At 44.7% G+C, this 18,364-nt stretch carries 9 protein-coding genes, 1 tRNA gene and 5 rRNA genes; 14 read left to right on the top strand and 1 reads right to left on the bottom strand.

The genetic code is table 11. From position 1 onward, the window contains the following. The 5 genes from murC to lpxC all read left to right on the top strand — a co-directional run bounded on the left by murC (position 1) and on the right by lpxC (position 5,919). Complete coding sequence (gene murC / locus BCU57_RS19020; RefSeq protein WP_102440217.1) at positions 1-1,467, top strand: UDP-N-acetylmuramate--L-alanine ligase; 1,467 nt, start codon at positions 1-3, stop codon at positions 1,465-1,467. A 152-nt stretch (positions 1,468-1,619) separates the two neighbouring features. After that, a complete protein-coding gene (locus BCU57_RS19015) occupies positions 1,620-2,348 on the top strand; it encodes a cell division protein FtsQ/DivIB (protein ID WP_076538400.1) in 729 nt (242 codons plus the stop codon). Continuing rightward, positions 2,348-3,583 carry a cell division protein FtsA gene (ftsA, locus tag BCU57_RS19010; RefSeq protein ID WP_076537973.1) on the top strand — a complete coding sequence of 412 codons (1,236 nt, stop codon included), beginning with the start codon at positions 2,348-2,350 and terminating at the stop codon, positions 3,581-3,583. Before BCU57_RS19015 ends, ftsA begins: the two co-directional genes overlap by 1 nt. 26 nt (positions 3,584-3,609) lie before the next feature. After that, a complete protein-coding gene (gene ftsZ / locus BCU57_RS19005) occupies positions 3,610-4,788 on the top strand; it encodes a cell division protein FtsZ (protein WP_102440219.1) in 1,179 nt (392 codons plus the stop codon). A 210-nt stretch (positions 4,789-4,998) separates the two neighbouring features. Next, positions 4,999-5,919: a UDP-3-O-acyl-N-acetylglucosamine deacetylase gene (gene lpxC, locus BCU57_RS19000; RefSeq protein ID WP_076537968.1), complete on the top strand. Its 921-nt coding sequence runs from the start codon at positions 4,999-5,001 to the stop codon at positions 5,917-5,919. A 5-nt stretch (positions 5,920-5,924) separates the two neighbouring features. On the opposite strand, the gene BCU57_RS18995 is transcribed toward lpxC, so the two are convergent. Beyond that, entirely contained in the window at positions 5,925-6,377 is a 453-nt protein-coding gene (locus BCU57_RS18995) for a DUF721 domain-containing protein (protein WP_076537966.1), read from the bottom strand. Positions 6,378-6,404: 27 nt separating this feature from the next. Here BCU57_RS18995 and BCU57_RS18990 point away from each other — a divergent pair, with 27 nt between their 5' ends. The 9 genes from BCU57_RS18990 to BCU57_RS18950 form a co-directional block, all read left to right on the top strand. Further along, on the top strand, positions 6,405-7,304 hold the full coding sequence (locus BCU57_RS18990; RefSeq protein ID WP_102440220.1) for a M23 family metallopeptidase: 900 nt from the start codon (positions 6,405-6,407) through the stop codon (positions 7,302-7,304). Between the two features lie 58 nt (positions 7,305-7,362). After that, complete coding sequence (gene secA / locus BCU57_RS18985) at positions 7,363-10,083, top strand: preprotein translocase subunit SecA (RefSeq protein ID WP_102440221.1); 2,721 nt, start codon at positions 7,363-7,365, stop codon at positions 10,081-10,083. A 628-nt stretch (positions 10,084-10,711) separates the two neighbouring features. Beyond that, positions 10,712-12,254 (top strand): 16S ribosomal RNA (locus tag BCU57_RS18980). Positions 12,255-12,631: 377 nt separating this feature from the next. Beyond that, positions 12,632-15,523: ribosomal RNA gene (locus BCU57_RS18975) — 23S ribosomal RNA — on the top strand. A gap of 155 nt (positions 15,524-15,678) precedes the next feature. Then, positions 15,679-15,794 (top strand): 5S ribosomal RNA (gene rrf, locus BCU57_RS18970). Positions 15,795-15,837: 43 nt separating this feature from the next. Next, positions 15,838-15,913: transfer RNA gene (locus BCU57_RS18965), tRNA-Thr, on the top strand. Between the two features lie 17 nt (positions 15,914-15,930). Next, positions 15,931-16,046: ribosomal RNA gene (rrf, locus tag BCU57_RS18960) — 5S ribosomal RNA — on the top strand. A gap of 147 nt (positions 16,047-16,193) precedes the next feature. After that, complete coding sequence (locus BCU57_RS18955; RefSeq protein ID WP_133149381.1) at positions 16,194-16,385, top strand: hypothetical protein; 192 nt, start codon at positions 16,194-16,196, stop codon at positions 16,383-16,385. 1,179 nt (positions 16,386-17,564) lie between these two features. Next, positions 17,565-18,364: ribosomal RNA gene (locus BCU57_RS18950) — 16S ribosomal RNA — on the top strand; the annotation flags it as partial.

Raw genomic sequence — 18,364 nt, 5'->3', positions numbered from 1 at the left:
ATGACCAAGACAGAAAAGTACGCCCAATTACGCACCATGATCCCAGAAATGCGACGGATTAAGAAAATCCATTTCGTCGGTATTGGCGGTGCTGGTATGGGTGGAATTGCAGAAGTATTAGTGAATGAAGGCTACCACATCAGTGGATCTGACATCGCTGAAAACACAGTGACACAAAGGTTAGCCAGTTTAGGCGCTAAGATTATTATTGGCCATCAGGCGCAAAGCGTGGTTGATGTGGATGTGGTGGTCGTGTCAACGGCTATTAACAACGAGAACCCAGAAATCATTGAAGCGAAGCAGCGCCGCATTCCTATAGTGCGCCGTGCTGAAATGCTTGCTGAGTTAATGCGTTATCGCCATGGTGTAGCCATTGCAGGCACGCACGGTAAAACCACTACAACTAGCTTAATTGCCAGTGTTTATGGCCAAGCTGAGCGCGATCCGACATTTGTGATTGGCGGCTTATTAAATAGTGCTGGTACTAATGCGCGTTTAGGCACTAGTCGTTATTTGATTGCAGAAGCCGATGAAAGTGATGCCAGCTTTCTGCATTTGCAGCCAATGGTGAGTGTGGTTACCAATATTGAAGCTGATCATATGGATACCTATGGCGGCGATTTTGAAAAATTGAAAACAACCTTTGTCGACTTTTTACATAACCTGCCTTTTTATGGTGTTGCGGTGATGTGTATTGATGATGAAGTGATCCAAGAGATTATGCCAAGAGTTGGCCGTCAGGTTGTGACTTACGGTTTCAGTGAGCAAGCAGATGTACAGGCGCTTAACTTCAAGCAAGTTGGTCATCAAAGCCAATTTAGCGTGCGCCGTAAAAACCGTGATGATTTAGATATCGTGTTAAATCTACCTGGCGAACACAATGTACTTAATGCGCTTGCTGCTATTGCAGTGGCATCAGAAGATGAAATAGATGATGAAGCGATTGTAACAGCCCTTGCTGACTTTGAAGGCATTGGGAGACGTTTTCAGCATCTTGGCGAGTTTGATACCGCTAATGGCAAGGTGATGCTAGTTGATGATTACGGTCATCACCCAAGTGAAGTATTGGCAACGATTAAAGCCGCTAGAGCAGGTTGGCCAGATAAGCGTTTAGTGATGGCCTATCAGCCTCATCGTTACAGCCGTACTCGCGACTTATATGATGACTTTATCGAGGTGCTGTCACAGGTAGATGGACTGCTATTACTGGATGTCTATGCCGCTGGCGAAAGTGTCATTCCTGGTGCAGATGGACGCGCTTTATGTCGCTCTATCCGTTTAAGAGGTCAAGTGGAACCGATATTTGTGGCTTCACCTGAGCTATTAACCGATGTATTGCCTGACGTATTGCAAGAGGGTGATTTATTGCTAACCCAAGGTGCAGGTAATATCGGCGCTTTGTCCAAATTGCTAGCTACAACCAATTTAGGTTTTGATAATTTAAACAATGCTAAAAGTGGTGAGTAATTTTTGCACTATAAATGATTGTAAAATAGATACTTTATTACAATCGGTATGCTAGATATAATGGTGAATTGGCCAATGAAAGTGACATTGTACATTGTGGAGTTACAGTAACCGTGGCGTGGAGTGATAAAGCCCGTCAGTTACGAAGCCATTTGAGTGAAATCAACTGGTACTTGTATACCGGGTTATTGTTTTTGCTCATGGTGTTAATGACCATTGTCTGGGCCAGTTTAAAGTTAAATACGCTGCTTAATGATGCAGATGCCTTGCCCATTGAGGCCGTAGCAATTCACGGCGAGCGTTTATATACCAGTGACGCAGATATTCAAGCGGCGCTACAGGCCTTGATGCAGAGCAGCTTTTTTAGTGCCGATGTGGTTGAAGTGCAGCACGCTTTAGAGGCTTTACCTTGGGTATATCGCGCCTCAGTCAGACGCGAATGGCCAGCTAAGTTGAAAGTGAACTTGCAAGAGCAACAAGCGGTAGCGCATTGGAATGGCAATGATTGGCTTAATGTGGACGGTGAAGCGTTTAAAGCCCAGGCCCATCCCATGATTAATGCCTTGCCTATGTTGTCAGGTCCTGAGGATATGTCAGCTGAAGTGTTAACTAGCTATCAGCAATTAGCAGATTTATTAAGTATTAATGGCTTTACCTTAGCAAGTTTAAGTTTAAGCCCACGCCATGCTTGGCATGCAACATTAGATAACGGCATTCTTCTTGAATTAGGTCGAGAAGATAAGATGTCTAGAATACAAAGATTTATAAATGTTTACCCTGAAATAATACAAAATAAAAAGCCAATAGCGACAATTGATTTGCGCTATGACACAGGTGTCGCAGTTGGCTGGGATGATACTAAAACAGAGAGTCGACATTAATGACCAAGAATCAGGAAAGAAATCTTATCGTAGGCTTAGATATCGGTACATCTAAGGTCGCAGTTATTATTGGCGAAGTACTGCCAGATGGCGAGATAAGCGTGGTTGGTTTAGGTAATCACCCTTCTCGTGGTATGGACAAGGGCGGCGTAAATGATCTGGATTCGATTGTAAGAAGTGTACAACGTGCATTAGACCAAGCTGAATTGATGGCCGATTGCCAAGTATCATCAGTGTATTTAAGTATTTCAGGTAAACATATCGCCTGCCAAAACGAAAACGGCATGGTGTCAATTAATGACGAAGAAGTTACCCAAGAAGATGTGGACAATGTCATCCATACAGCTCGTTCGGTGAAAATCCCGACAGAGCGAAGAATTTTGCATGTGTTACCACAGGAATACTCAATTGACGTTCAAGACGGGATAAAAAGCCCAATTGGTATGTCGGGTATGCGAATGGAAGCCAAAGCGCACATCGTTACTTGTGCTAACGACATGGCGAAAAATATTACTAAGAGCGTTGAGCGCTGCGGCCTAACTGTTGATGACTTGGTGTTTGCAGGTATTGCATCAGCTGACTCAGTGCTGACCAATGATGAAAAAGATTTAGGCGTGTGTATTGTTGATATCGGTGGTGGCACCACAGATATTGCGGTTTATACCAACGGTGCACTAAGGCATTGCGCAGTGATATCAGTCGCAGGCAATCAAGTCAGTAGTGACATAGCTAAAATATTTAGAACACCGCTGACCCATGCAGAGCAAATCAAAGTACAGTTTGCCAGCGCCAGAAGCGCTATGGTTAGTCGCGAAGATAGCATTGAAGTCCCCTCAGTTGGTGGCAGACCTTCTCGCAGTATGTCACGTCATACGTTAGCAGAGGTTGTCGAGCCAAGGTATCAAGAGCTATTTGAATTAGTGCTTAAAGAATTAACTGACAGTGGTTTAGAAGATCAAATTGCTGCAGGGATCGTGTTAACAGGCGGTACATCAATGATTACCGGCGCGGTGGATATTGCTGAAGCAACATTTGGCATGCCAGTAAGGGTTGCATCACCGCTACCAGTTAAAGGATTAAATGAATATGTAGATCAACCTATTTACGCTACAGGAATAGGTTTGCTTCATTACGGCGCCAGACGCGTAATCGAACGTCAGTTCGAACGTCCTGAACGTCAAGGGGTTACCAGTCTTTTGAATCGGGTCAAAAGCTGGTTTAAGGGTGAATTTTAATAACGCAGACAAACGGAGATCAGACTATGTTTGAGATCATGGACACTCATAACGACGAAGCGGTGATTAAAGTCATCGGCGTCGGTGGTGGCGGCGGTAACGCAGTCGAACATATGGTAAAGCACAGCATCGAAGGTGTTGAATTTATCGTAACTAACACGGATGCTCAGGCATTACGTAAGTCAGGTGCTGGTTCAACTATTCAATTGGGGCGTGATGTCACCAAAGGTTTAGGTGCTGGAGCAAACCCTGATGTTGGTCGTCAAGCGGCAGAAGAAGATAAAGAAAACATTCGTGCAGCAATCAAAGGATCTGACATGATCTTTATTGCCGCAGGTATGGGCGGTGGTACCGGTACTGGTGCAGCCCCTGTTGTGGCTGAAATTGCCCGTGAAGAAGGCATTTTAACCGTTGCTGTAGTCACAAAGCCTTTTCCATTTGAAGGCAAAAAACGCATGTTATTTGCTGAGCAAGGTATTGCAGAGCTGGCAAAGCATGTTGATTCATTGATTACTATACCTAACGAAAAGTTATTGAAAGTATTGGGCCGTGGTACATCATTATTAGATGCATTTGCTGCAGCTAATAACGTATTGCTAGGCGCAGTGCAGGGTATTGCTGAGTTAATTACTCGTCCTGGTTTAATCAACGTGGATTTCGCCGACGTTAAAACGGTTATGTCTGAAATGGGTAATGCCATGATGGGTACAGGCGTTGCAACTGGTGATGATCGCGCTGAAGAAGCGGCAGAAGCTGCTGTGGCTAGTCCATTACTAGAAGATATTGATCTTGCTGGCGCTCGTGGCGTATTGGTGAATATCACCGCTGGTTTAGATATCAGTATTGAAGAGCTAGAAACAGTGGGTAACCACGTTAAAGCTTATGCATCTGATAACGCAACAGTAGTAGTCGGTGCAGTAATTGATCCTGAAATGAGCGAAGAGCTACGCGTAACTGTAGTTGCTACAGGTATCGGCGCAGAGAAAAAGCCTGATATTCAATTAGTGACAAAACCAGTTTCACGCCCAGAGCCTGCACCAATTGAAGTTAAAGCTGAGCCAGTTGAAGAGCAAGTTGCGGCAACAAATTATGTTGCACCAACAGGTAATGCTGTTCCTGCTCAGCAACCAGTAGCACAGCCAACAGCTCGCGCAGATGGTGACTATTTAGATATCCCAGCATTTTTACGTAAACAAGCTGATTAATTACAGTTTGGTAGTAAAGTTAGAATGTTGAATGCATAAGATGTTGATAAAATGTTGCCTGTGTAAGTAGAGGCGTATTAAAAACCACTAAATGGTACTTTTTTTGTGAAAAGGCAATTTTATGGTAGTATACCGCCTCAGCTTGCTGGGTAAACTCAGTATATATAGCGCATGAATGTTTATTTTAAAGTGATTAAAACGGGTAACTGAATGATTTTTCAAAGAACTGTTCAAAAGATGGTGAAGAGTACTGGTGTCGGGCTTCATTCCGGCAACAAGGTCACTCTGTGCATTATGCCCGCACCTGTCAATACTGGTATCGTACTTCGTCGTACAGATTTAAGCCCTGCAGTGGAAATTCCTGCTAAGGCTCATCTTGTGCGTGAAACAACTATGTGTACGGCATTAGTTAATGATGAAGGTGTTCGCATTTCAACTATCGAACATTTATTTGCAGCACTTGCAGGCCTTGGCATTGATAACGCAGTTATTGAAGTTGATGCTCCTGAAATCCCGATTATGGATGGCAGTGCAAGTCCGTTTGTTTTTTTACTGCAAAGTGCAGGTATTAAAGAGCAAGCAGTCGCTAAAAAATATATCAAAATCAATAAAACTGTGCGTGTTGAAGACGGCGATAAATGGGCAGAGTTAAAGCCATTTAAAGGCTTTAGAGTGGATTTTAAAATCGACTTTAATCACCCAGAAATCTCTCGTAGTCAACAGCATATGGTTATGGATTTTTCAACATCTGCATTTGTGAAAGATATCAGCCGTGCAAGAACATTTGGTTTTATGCGAGATATTGAATATCTTCGAGCCAATAACTTAGCACTGGGTGGCAGCATGGAAAATGCCGTCGTGCTTGATGAATATCGTGTCCTTAACCCTGATGGTCTGCGTTATGAGGACGAATTTGTTAAGCACAAAATTCTTGATGCTTTTGGTGATTTATATGTCGCAGGGCATGCCATTGTTGGTGAGTTCTGTGCGTATAAAACGGGTCATGCTTTAAATAACCAATTGGTTAGAGCGTTATTAGCCCAACAAGAAGCGTGGGAGTTAGTCAGCTTTGAAAATGAAGTCGATGTACCGTTAAGCTTTATGGTACCCGGCGCAGCGTCTTTCGCATAATATAGTTAAGATTGCCTATTACGGCTGGCCAATGCAGCCAGCCGTTTTAGTTTTTCACCTAGTGACCCTTCAACATGATCAGCCAACGTTTGTAAATGTTCTGCCGCGACAGGGCTAATAGTTGCGTAATTAGTTGAGGTTTTGCTTGGTGATATTGCTAACCCTGGGTTAACTTTAACCTCTATAGCGGTAAGCATTGGAAGGGTTTCTTCCTTAAGTTGTTGCAGTAATTTGGTCTTTTGGAAGTTTATTCTAGCAGCCCAAGCAGCCGATGTAGTTTCAATTACAAGAACACCCTGCCGAAGATTAGCGACTTTAAGCTGTTCAACAACAGGACCTGTTAAACTCTGCTTTACGTAATTATTAAGTTGATTTAATAGTTCTGCTTTTTCAGCCAATGCCGGTAATTGTCCAGATTGATGTAGTAAGCTACTGAGATCTTGCGGGGGCTTTTTCATATGATAATAAGATGGCTGAGTTAGGCTATGAGTGTAACAGTTTTTATCCAAGGTCGAAACGGAGTAACTCGCTGGCATCCTAGCAAGCGTTGGTTACTTCTACCTATCCTATTAGTTGTAGCGGGAACCGGCATCTATCAACAAAGTGCCGATCGTTTTGCTGAGCAACAAACCAAAGTTGATGAAAATAAAAAGTTGCGCGAGCAACAAAAGCAGCAAGTCATTAGCCTCAAACAAGCAACAGAAACCCAATTAGCCACATTGGTGACTCATGTCGCCTCTATGCAAGCAAAAATTACCCGCCTCGAAGCCCTCGGTCAGCAAGTTGCTGAAAATAATTTACTCGAAGATCAATTCGACTTTGCCACAGAAGTGGGTGTCGGAGGATTGAGTGAAATAGGCACAGGCGTGGAAATAAACCAACTGTTAAATGATATGACCCAGTTGGTATCAAGAATTGATAATAATAATGTTCAGCTGTCTCTACTTGAAACAGTGTCAACTAATCTCCATATAGATGAAGAACGTTATATATCAGGGCGGCCAATCGTAAAAGGTTGGTTATCTTCGCCCTACGGTTTACGGAATGACCCTTTTAATGGTCGTAGAACAATGCATAAAGGTATTGATTTTGCGGGCACTGAAGGCGGCGATGTTATTGCAACTGCTGCAGGTGTAGTAACGTGGTCTGGAAATATGCTTGGATATGGTGGGTTAGTCGAAATTGATCATGGAAATGGTCTTCGAACCCGCTATGGACACAACAAATCTATGTCAGTAAACCTAGGTGACGTCGTTGCCAAAGGCGATAAAATTGCCAGTATGGGAAGCACAGGCCGTTCAACTGGTCCCCACGTGCATTACGAAGTTTTGCGAAACGGACAGCAAATAGATCCAAGAAAGTTCGTCTATCGCAAAGCGAGTTAATAACATTTTCGGTTAAGTCGCTCATTTGAGCTCAACCTACAAGAGATAAGTGATTAAGATGTTAGGCAAATTACTGACAAAAGTATTCGGCAGTCGTAACGACCGTACCTTGAAAGGTTTAGGTAAAGTTGTAACTAAAATTAATGCATTAGAAGCTGAATATGAAAAGCTGACAGATGAACAACTAAAAGCAAAAACAGACGAGTTCCGTCAGCGTATTGAAAATGGTGAAACCTTAGATGCGCTTATGGCAGAAGTATTTGCCACAGTGCGTGAAGCATCTAAACGTGTTTTCGAAATGCGCCACTTCGATGTGCAATTACTCGGTGGTATGGTACTTGATAGTAACCGCATCGCTGAAATGAGAACCGGTGAAGGTAAAACCCTAACCGCAACTCTGCCAGCATATTTAAATGGTATTACCGGTAAAGGCGTCCACGTCATTACCGTGAATGATTACCTTGCACGTCGTGATGCGGAAAATAACCGTCCATTATTTGAATTCCTAGGGCTTAGCGTTGGTATTAACGTGGCAGGCCTTGGTCAAGCAGAAAAGAAAGAAGCGTATAACTCTGATATTACCTACGGGACTAACAACGAGTTTGGTTTCGATTACCTGCGCGACAACATGGCGTTTTCTCCTCAAGAGCGAGTTCAACGTCCGCTGCATTACGCACTGATTGATGAAGTTGATTCAATCTTAATTGATGAAGCGCGTACACCATTGATTATCTCTGGTGCAGCAGAAAATAGCTCTGAGCTATATATCAAAGTAAACACCCTTATTCCTAACCTTATCGTTCAAGAGAAAGAAGATACAGAAGATGAGATTGGTGAAGGTGATTTCAGTATCGATGAAAAAGCCAAACAAGTTCATTTTACAGAGCGTGGCCAAGAAAAAGTTGAATTACTGTTAGTTGAGCTAGGTGTGCTCAATGAAGGTGATTCACTGTATTCAGCAGCTAACATCTCATTACTGCATCACGTAAATGCAGCATTAAGAGCGCATACCTTATTTGAACGTGATGTTGATTACATTGTTCAAGACGGTGAAGTGATTATTGTTGATGAACATACTGGCCGTACCATGCCAGGTCGTCGCTGGTCAGAAGGTTTACATCAAGCTGTTGAAGCAAAAGAAGCAGTCAACATTCAAAATGAAAACCAAACATTAGCGTCAATCACATTCCAGAACTACTTCCGTCAATATGAGAAGCTAGCAGGGATGACAGGTACAGCTGACACTGAAGCATTCGAGTTCCAACATATTTATGGACTTGATACCGTCGTGGTACCAACTAATAAGCCAATGGTACGTAATGATATGCCTGATTTGGTTTATCTTACAGCAACAGAAAAATACAATGCCATCATTGAAGACATTAAAGGTTGTCGCGAACGTGGTCAGCCTGTGCTTGTGGGTACGGTATCAATCGAGCAATCAGAATTATTAGCGACCTTATTAAAGCAAGCTAAGATCCCACATTCAGTATTGAACGCCAAGTTCCATGAAAAAGAAGCAGACATTGTTGCTCAAGCAGGTAGCGCTGGAGTAGTGACTATCGCAACTAACATGGCCGGTCGTGGTACCGATATCGTGTTAGGTGGCAACTGGAAAGTTGAAGTTGATGCATTAAAGGATCCAACTGAAGATCAAATCGCTCGCATTAAAGCAGAATGGCAAGTTCGTCATGATGCAGTTATTGCTTCGGGTGGTTTACACATTTTAGGCACCGAGCGTCACGAGTCACGTCGTATCGATAATCAGCTTCGTGGTCGTGCAGGCCGTCAAGGTGATGCGGGTTCATCGCGCTTTTATCTTTCAATGGAAGATAGCTTAATGCGTATCTTCGCATCTGAAAAAGTATCTGGCATGATGAAAAAACTGGGTATGGAAGAAGGCGAAGCCATCGAACATCCTTGGGTATCTCGTGCAATTGAAAATGCGCAACGTAAAGTAGAAGCGCGTAACTTCGATATTCGTAAGCAATTACTTGAATATGATGATGTCGCTAACGATCAACGCCAAGTTGTTTATTCTCAGCGCAATGAGTTAATGGACGCAGAAAGCATTGAAGACACCATTTCAAATATTGAACAAGATGTCGTTAGTGGTGTGATTGATCAATATATTCCACAGCAGTCTGTAGAAGAGTTGTGGGACGTACCAGGTCTAGAGCAGCGTCTTGCCCAAGAGTTTGGTCTTCAACTAACCATTCAACAATGGTTAGATACAGAAGATGACCTTCACGAAGAAACTTTACGTGAGCGTATTGTATCAAGCTGGAGCGAAGCATATAAAGCTAAAGAGCAGATGGTTGGTGAGCAAGTGCTACGTCAGTTCGAAAAAGCAGTCATGCTACAAACATTAGATGGTCTGTGGAAAGAGCATTTAGCAGCAATGGATCACTTGCGACAAGGTATTCATTTACGTGGTTACGCACAAAAGAATCCAAAGCAAGAGTATAAACGTGAATCATTTGAGTTATTCCAACAAATGTTGGAGTCACTAAAACACGATGTCATCAGTGTACTCTCTAAGGTACAGGTTCAAGCACAATCAGATGTTGATGATATGGAGCAGCGTCGTCGTGACGAAGAAGCCAAGATCCAACGCGAATACCAGCATGCAGCATCAGAATCGCTAACAGAGAATAAAGAAGCTGAAGCAGCAACGCCAAGAACTGTGATTAGAGACGGTGAGAAAGTTGGCCGTAATGACCCTTGTCCATGTGGCTCAGGTAAGAAGTACAAGCAGTGTCACGGTAAACTGACCTAAAACACCGCAATATTTAATAATTTAAAAGGCAGCTATTTTTAGCTGCCTTTTTTGTACCTAATAAATAGTATAAAAAACAGTCGCCTCAAGTGTTTTTGTGGATAACACTGGGGGTAAAATCTGGGTAACGTGTGATTAATAATAAAGATCGCAAATAATGCGAAAAACTTTTAAAAAGCCCTTGCACCAATTCAGAATCTGCCTATAATGCGCATCCACTGACACGGCAAACCACGCACTAGCATGGGTTACACGCCAAATCAGTTCACTGTAAAGTGACGCTGAAAATTGTTTTTAAATAAGTTTAAAAATGACTTGACGCGAAAAAGGAATTGCGTAAAATACGCATCCCAAGCCAACGACCTAGCGTCTAACGGCGGAGTCTGAAAAATTGATTCCACGCTCTTTAACAATTTATCAAGTAATCTGTGTGGACACTCACAGGTATTGAGTTAATCGAAATTGCTCATTCTTTCTCGTAAAGAGTGAAGCAATCAAAATTATTACTCAATGTAACGATGAGTGTTCATAGCAATATGTAACAAACGTTTTAGAGATTCTTCCGAGTCTTTAAATCGAAATCAGAATTCATTGAGCCGAAACATTTTCGAATGTTTCAACAAAACTTTAATTGAAGAGTTTGATCATGGCTCAGATTGAACGCTGGCGGCAGGCCTAACACATGCAAGTCGAGCGGTAACAGAAATTAGCTTGCTAATTTGCTGACGAGCGGCGGACGGGTGAGTAATGCCTAGGGATCTGCCCAGTCGAGGGGGATAACAGTTGGAAACGACTGCTAATACCGCATACGCCCTACGGGGGAAAGGAGGGGACCTTCGGGCCTTTCGCGATTGGATGAACCTAGGTGGGATTAGCTAGTTGGTGAGGTAATGGCTCACCAAGGCGACGATCCCTAGCTGTTCTGAGAGGATGATCAGCCACACTGGGACTGAGACACGGCCCAGACTCCTACGGGAGGCAGCAGTGGGGAATATTGCACAATGGGCGAAAGCCTGATGCAGCCATGCCGCGTGTGTGAAGAAGGCCTTCGGGTTGTAAAGCACTTTCAGTAGGGAGGAAAGGTTAACGGTTAATAACCGTTAGCTGTGACGTTACCTACAGAAGAAGGACCGGCTAACTTCGTGCCAGCAGCCGCGGTAATACGAGGGGTCCAAGCGTTAATCGGAATTACTGGGCGTAAAGCGTACGCAGGCGGTTCATTAAGCCAGATGTGAAATCCCCGGGCTCAACCTGGGAATTGCATTTGGAACTGGTGAACTAGAGTCTTGTAGAGGGGGGTAGAATTTCAGGTGTAGCGGTGAAATGCGTAGAGATCTGAAGGAATACCGGTGGCGAAGGCGGCCCCCTGGACAAAGACTGACGCTCATGTACGAAAGCGTGGGGAGCAAACAGGATTAGATACCCTGGTAGTCCACGCCGTAAACGATGTCTACTCGGAGTTTGGTGCCTTGAGCACTGGGCTCCCAAGCTAACGCATTAAGTAGACCGCCTGGGGAGTACGGCCGCAAGGTTAAAACTCAAATGAATTGACGGGGGCCCGCACAAGCGGTGGAGCATGTGGTTTAATTCGATGCAACGCGAAGAACCTTACCTACTCTTGACATCCAGAGAATTCGCTAGAGATAGCTTAGTGCCTTCGGGAACTCTGAGACAGGTGCTGCATGGCTGTCGTCAGCTCGTGTTGTGAAATGTTGGGTTAAGTCCCGCAACGAGCGCAACCCCTATCCTTATTTGCCAGCGCGTAATGGCGGGAACTCTAGGGAGACTGCCGGTGATAAACCGGAGGAAGGTGGGGACGACGTCAAGTCATCATGGCCCTTACGAGTAGGGCTACACACGTGCTACAATGGCGTATACAGAGGGTTGCAAAGCCGCAAGGTCTAGCTAATCTCACAAAGTACGTCGTAGTCCGGATTGGAGTCTGCAACTCGACTCCATGAAGTCGGAATCGCTAGTAATCGTAGATCAGAATGCTACGGTGAATACGTTCCCGGGCCTTGTACACACCGCCCGTCACACCATGGGAGTGGGCTGCACCAGAAGTAGATAGTCTAACCTTCGGGAGGACGTTTACCACGGTGTGGTTCATGACTGGGGTGAAGTCGTAACAAGGTAGCCCTAGGGGAACCTGGGGCTGGATCACCTCCTTACCTATACGACTAACTTAATGTTTGTTGAGTGTTCACACAGATTGCTTGTTAACTTCTTCGGAAGTTGAGCGAAATGCGCCGCTGGCCGGTTAGCATTGTTCTTTAACAATTTGGAAAGCTGATAGTATTTAATACGATGATGTCTGTCGTTGTATTAATTACAAATCGTATTATTGGGAAATTAATCCTTTTCTGATAATACATTGAGTTCTCAAAACACTTTATTAAGTGTCTTGAATATTCTAAAAACTAAGGCGAATTTGTGTACTCGCAAGAGATGCAAATTATGTAATAAACCAGCTAGTTACGATACAGCTGTTAGGGCTACCCGCTCTAACAACGATTAAGTTTCCTTGTGAAACTCATTTGGGTTGTATGGTTAAGTGACTAAGCGTATACGGTGGATGCCTTGGCAGTCAGAGGCGATGAAGGACGTAGTAACTTGCGAAAAGCGTTGGCGAGCTAGTAACAAGCATTTGAGCTAACGATGTCCGAATGGGGAAACCCGGCCACATAAGTGGTCATCATAACGTGAATACATAGCGTTATGAGGCGAACCTGGGGAACTGAAACATCTAAGTACCCAGAGGAAAAGAAATCAACCGAGATTCCCCTAGTAGCGGCGAGCGAACGGGGATTAGCCCTTAAGTCTATGGGGTGTTAGTGGAATGAGTTGGAAAGCTCAACGGTACAGGGTGATAGTCCCGTACATGAAAACTAACCATAGATGAAAACGAGTAAGGCGGGACACGTGACATCCTGTTTGAATATGGGGGGACCATCCTCCAAGGCTAAATACTCCTGACTGACCGATAGTGAACCAGTACCGTGAGGGAAAGGCGAAAAGAACCCCTGTGAGGGGAGTGAAATAGAACCTGAAACCGTGTACGTACAAGCAGTGGGAGCGGTTCTTGAGACCGTGACTGCGTACCTTTTGTATAATGGGTCAGCGACTTACGTTTTGTAGCGAGGTTAAGCGAATAGCGGAGCCGTAGGGAAACCGAGTGTTAACTGCGCGTTTAGTTGCAAGGCGTAGACCCGAAACCGAGTGATCTAGCCATGGGCAGGTTGAAGGTTGAGTAACATCAACTGGAGGACCGAACCGACTAATGTTGAAAAATTAGCGGATGACTTGTGGCTGGGGGTGAAAGGCCAATCAAACTCGGAGATATCTGGTTCTCCTCGAAAGCTATTTAGGTAGCGCCTCGAGCGAATACCACTGGGGGTAGAGCACTGTTAAGGCTAGGGGGTCATCCCGACTTACCAACCCTTTGCAAACTCCGAATACCAGTGAGTACTACTCGGGAGACAGACGGCGGGTGCTAACGTCCGTCGTCAAAAGGGAAACAACCCAGACCATCAGCTAAGGTCCCAAAGTTATTGCTAAGTGGGAAACGATGTGGGAAGGCTTAGACAGCTAGGATGTTGGCTTAGAAGCAGCCATCATTTAAAGAAAGCGTAATAGCTCACTAGTCGAGTCGGCCTGCGCGGAAGATTTAACGGGGCTAAGCAATACACCGAAGCTATGGGTTTGCTCTTATGAGCAAGCGGTAGAGGAGCGTTCTGTAAGCGGTTGAAGGTGAAGGGGTAACCCACACTGGACGTATCAGAAGTGCGAATGCTGACATGAGTAACGATAAAGGGAGTGAAAAACTCCCTCGCCGAAAGACCAAGGGTTCCTGTCCAACGTTAATCGGGGCAGGGTGAGTCGACCCCTAAGGCGAGGCCGAAAGGCGTAGTCGATGGGAAACGGGTCAATATTCCCGTACTTCTGCTAACTGCGATGGAGAGACGGAGAAGGCTAGGCTAGCGCGGCGTTGGTAGTCCGCGTTTAAGGTTGTAGGCTGTAAACTTAGGCAAATCCGGGTTTACATTAGGCTGAGAGCTGATGACGAGTCACTAAGGTGATGAAGTAGTTGATGCCATGCTTCCAGGAAAATCTTCTAAGCTTCAGGTTAGTAGGAATCGTACCCCAAACCGACACAGGTGGTCGGGTAGAGAATACCAAGGCGCTTGAGAGAACTCGGCTGAAGGAACTAGGCAAAATGGTACCGTAACTTCGGGAGAAGGTACGCTGCTGTTGGTGATGGGACTTGCTCCCTAAGCTGACGGCAGTCGCAGATACCAGGTGGCTGCAACTGTTTATCAAAAACACAGTACTGTGCAAAATCGCAAGATGACGTATACGGTATGACGCCTGCCCGGTGCTTGAAGGTTAATTGATTGGGTTATCTTCGGAGAAGCTCATGATCGAAGCCCAAGTAAACGGCGGCCGTAACTATAACGGTCCTAAGGTAGCGAAATTCCTTGTCGGGTAAGTTCCGACCTGCACGAATGGCGTAATGATGGCCACGCTGTCTCCAGCCGAGACTCAGTGAAGTTGAAATTGCGGTGAAGATGCCGTATACCCGCGGCTAGACGGAAAGACCCCGTGAACCTTTACTATAGCTTGGCACTGAACATTGAACCTACATGTGTAGGATAGGTGGGAGACTTTGAAGCTTCGTCGCTAGATGGAGTGGAGTCAATCTTGAAATACCACCCTTGTAGTTTTGATGTTCTAACCGCGGCCCCTTATCGGGGTTCGGGACAGTGCCTGGTGGGTAGTTTGACTGGGGCGGTCTCCTCCCAAAGAGTAACGGAGGAGCACGAAGGTTGGCTAAGTACGGTCGGACATCGTACGGTTAGTGCAATGGCATAAGCCAGCTTAACTGCGAGACATACACGTCGAGCAGGTACGAAAGTAGGTCATAGTGATCCGGTGGTTCTGTATGGAAGGGCCATCGCTCAACGGATAAAAGGTACTCCGGGGATAACAGGCTGATACCGCCCAAGAGTTCATATCGACGGCGGTGTTTGGCACCTCGATGTCGGCTCATCACATCCTGGGGCTGAAGTCGGTCCCAAGGGTATGGCTGTTCGCCATTTAAAGTGGTACGCGAGCTGGGTTCAGAACGTCGTGAGACAGTTCGGTCCCTATCTGCCGTGGGCGTTGGATGATTGAAGGAAGCTGCTCCTAGTACGAGAGGACCGGAGTGGACGAACCGCTGGTGTTCGGGTTGTTATGCCAATAGCATTGCCCGGTAGCTACGTTCGGAATCGATAACCGCTGAAAGCATCTAAGCGGGAAGCGAGTCCTAAGATGAGTCATCCCTAGAGATTTAATCTCTCTAAAGAGCCGTTCGAGACTAGGACGTTGATAGGCAGGGTGTGTAAGCGTTGTGAGGCGTTGAGCTAACCTGTACTAATGACTCGTGAGGCTTAACCATACAACCCTAATGGGTTTTGTATACAAGCTGTGTTACAGACTTAGTGAAAGAATATATAGCGCTTAATGAAGTGCGAACTCAAAAAAATCTCGAAAGAGTTATCAGATTTCCGAATTATTATTTACTGCAATAGCGGTAGATAAAGCAAGAATTTGCTTGGTGACAATAGCATTGTGGTACCACCTGATCCCATCCCGAACTCAGTAGTGAAACGCAATCGCGCCGATGATAGTGTGGGGTCTCCCCATGTGAAAGTAGGTCATCGCCAAGCGCCTAATTAATTTCACTCAATTAGTGAAAAGAAACAAGATAATGCTGATATGGCTCAGTCGGTAGAGCGCATCCTTGGTAAGGATGAGGTCCCCAGTTCGATTCTGGGTATCAGCACCATCTTCAAACCAGATTTGTCTGGAGACAATAGCATTGTGGTACCACCTGATCCCATCCCGAACTCAGTAGTGAAACGCAATCGCGCCGATGATAGTGTGGGGTCTCCCCATGTGAAAGTAGGTCATTTCCAGACGCTAAATTAGAATAATCCCTGACTCTATGAGTCAGGGATTTTTTTCGTTTAGGATTTTAAAATAAATAAGTCCTTTTGGTGTTAGGTTTAGTTAATAGCCTACTCGAAATCAGTGTGGACGACATGGCCATGTGAAAGTAGGGTGCAATGTCTGTGTTTATAAAGCAACGCTTTATGCAGACATGGAGCGCGGAGGATTTATCCGCAGCTGAACATCGCCAAGCGCCTAATACGAATAATCCCTATTTGGTGTTATGTTTAGTAAAACTTGCTGGTAATCAGTGTGGACGACATGTCTATGTGAAATGGGGTCATCGCCAATCGTCTAATCAATATTAAGCCCGTCACTGTGTAGCGGGCTTTTTGCGTTAATGGTTTTAATAAAACTGGAATAGATCAGTAGAGCTAATATTAGCAGATCTGGTTTGGTGAATTAATTGAAGCTTTTATCTTTTATATAACGGTTAATTAAGGCTATTGCATTGAAAATATCTTCTTACAACGTGCAGTGTTTGTGTTCTATTACTGAAGAACTCTTCAGCTCTTCTACTTACTGGATAGTCTCTTTACGAACGACATTCTTTGCTAAAAAACTTTAATCAACAACGATTACCTGGATTGGCCTGTTAGCAGCACTAACATGACTATTTCTGTGGCTGGGGAGTAATGCTATTAACATTGAGGCTGCAGTGTTTAAAATAATATTGTTTTTTATGCTAATTTCCTCATGTTGAACTAGAATTGAATGCCGCATTGGAACTTATGCGGATAAATTATGACCTTTTAGAAAGCTCGAAAATTCACAGCTCATAGTTTTACGGTAGTCATTGCCGTGTTTTGAGTTAAGCGTTACATGGCACCAGCACAAAAATGAATGTTATCCTTTTCTATTACTGGGCTTAACACAATTTAAGCGGTTGGTATATTATCCCTAGAGTGCCACTTTTTGGCTCGCTGTGTGGATAACCTTGGGGGTAATAAGTGTGTATCCTGTACTTAAGCAATTAATGATTAAAAACTTCATTTTTATGCATAAAAGCCCTTGCGCTAAATCTTAACTTGCCTATAATGCGCATCCACTGACACGGCGACAGGCCAATAGCCTCAAGGTGTTAGCGTTAATTAAGACGCTTTTAAAGCTTCATAATTAACCGGTTGAAAAGCATTTTAAATTAATTTTAAAAATGACTTGACGCCAACAAAGGGAAGTGTAGAATACGCATCCCTAAGCCAACGACCTAGCGTCAAATGGCTGCTGATATGAAAGATTATTTCTTACATAATTAGCAACGCTCTTTAACAAATCAAACAAGAAATCTGTGTGGACACTCACAGGTGTTGAGTTAATCGAAATTGCTCATTCTTTCTCGTAAAGAGTGAAGCAATCAAAATTATTATCAATGTAACGATGAGTGTTCATAGCAATATGTAACAAACGTTTTAGAGATTCTTCCGAGTCTTTAAAATGAAATCAGAATTCATTGAGCCGAAACATTTTCGAATGTTTCAACAAAACTTTAATTGAAGAGTTTGATCATGGCTCAGATTGAACGCTGGCGGCAGGCCTAACACATGCAAGTCGAGCGGTAACAGGAATTAGCTTGCTAATTCGCTGACGAGCGGCGGACGGGTGAGTAATGCCTAGGGATCTGCCCAGTCGAGGGGGATAACAGTTGGAAACGACTGCTAATACCGCATACGCCCTACGGGGGAAAGGAGGGGACCTTCGGGCCTTTCGCGATTGGATGAACCTAGGTGGGATTAGCTAGTTGGTGAGGTAATGGCTCACCAAGGCGACGATCCCTAGCTGTTCTGAGAGGATGATCAGCCACACTGGGACTGAGACACGGCCCAGACTCCTACGGGAGGCAGCAGTGGGGAATATTGCACAATGGGCGAAAGCCTGATGCAGCCATGCCGCGTGTGTGAAGAAGGCCTTCGGGTTGTAAAGCACTTTCAGTAGGGAGGAAAGGTTAACGGTTAATAACCGTTAGCTGTGACGTTACCTACAGAAGAAGGACCGGCTAACTTCGTGCCAGCAGCCGCGGTAATACGAGGGGTCCAAGCGTTAATCGGAATTACTGGGCGTAAAGCGTACGCAGGCGGTTCATTAAGCCAGATGTGAAATCCCCGGGCTCAACCTGGGAATTGCATTTGGAACTGGTGAACTAGAGTCTTGTAGAGGGGGGTAGAATTTCAGGTGTAGCGGTGAAATGCGTAGAGATCTGAAGGAATACCGGTGGCGAAGGCGGCCCCCTGGACAAAGACTGACGCTCATGTACGAAAGCGTGGGGAGCAAACAGGATTAGATACCCCGT

The sequence above is a fragment of the Shewanella sp. 10N.286.48.B5 genome (genome assembly GCF_002874355.2).
Lineage (GTDB): Bacteria > Pseudomonadota > Gammaproteobacteria > Enterobacterales > Shewanellaceae > Shewanella.
This window is presented reverse-complemented; position numbering and strand designations above follow the sequence as displayed.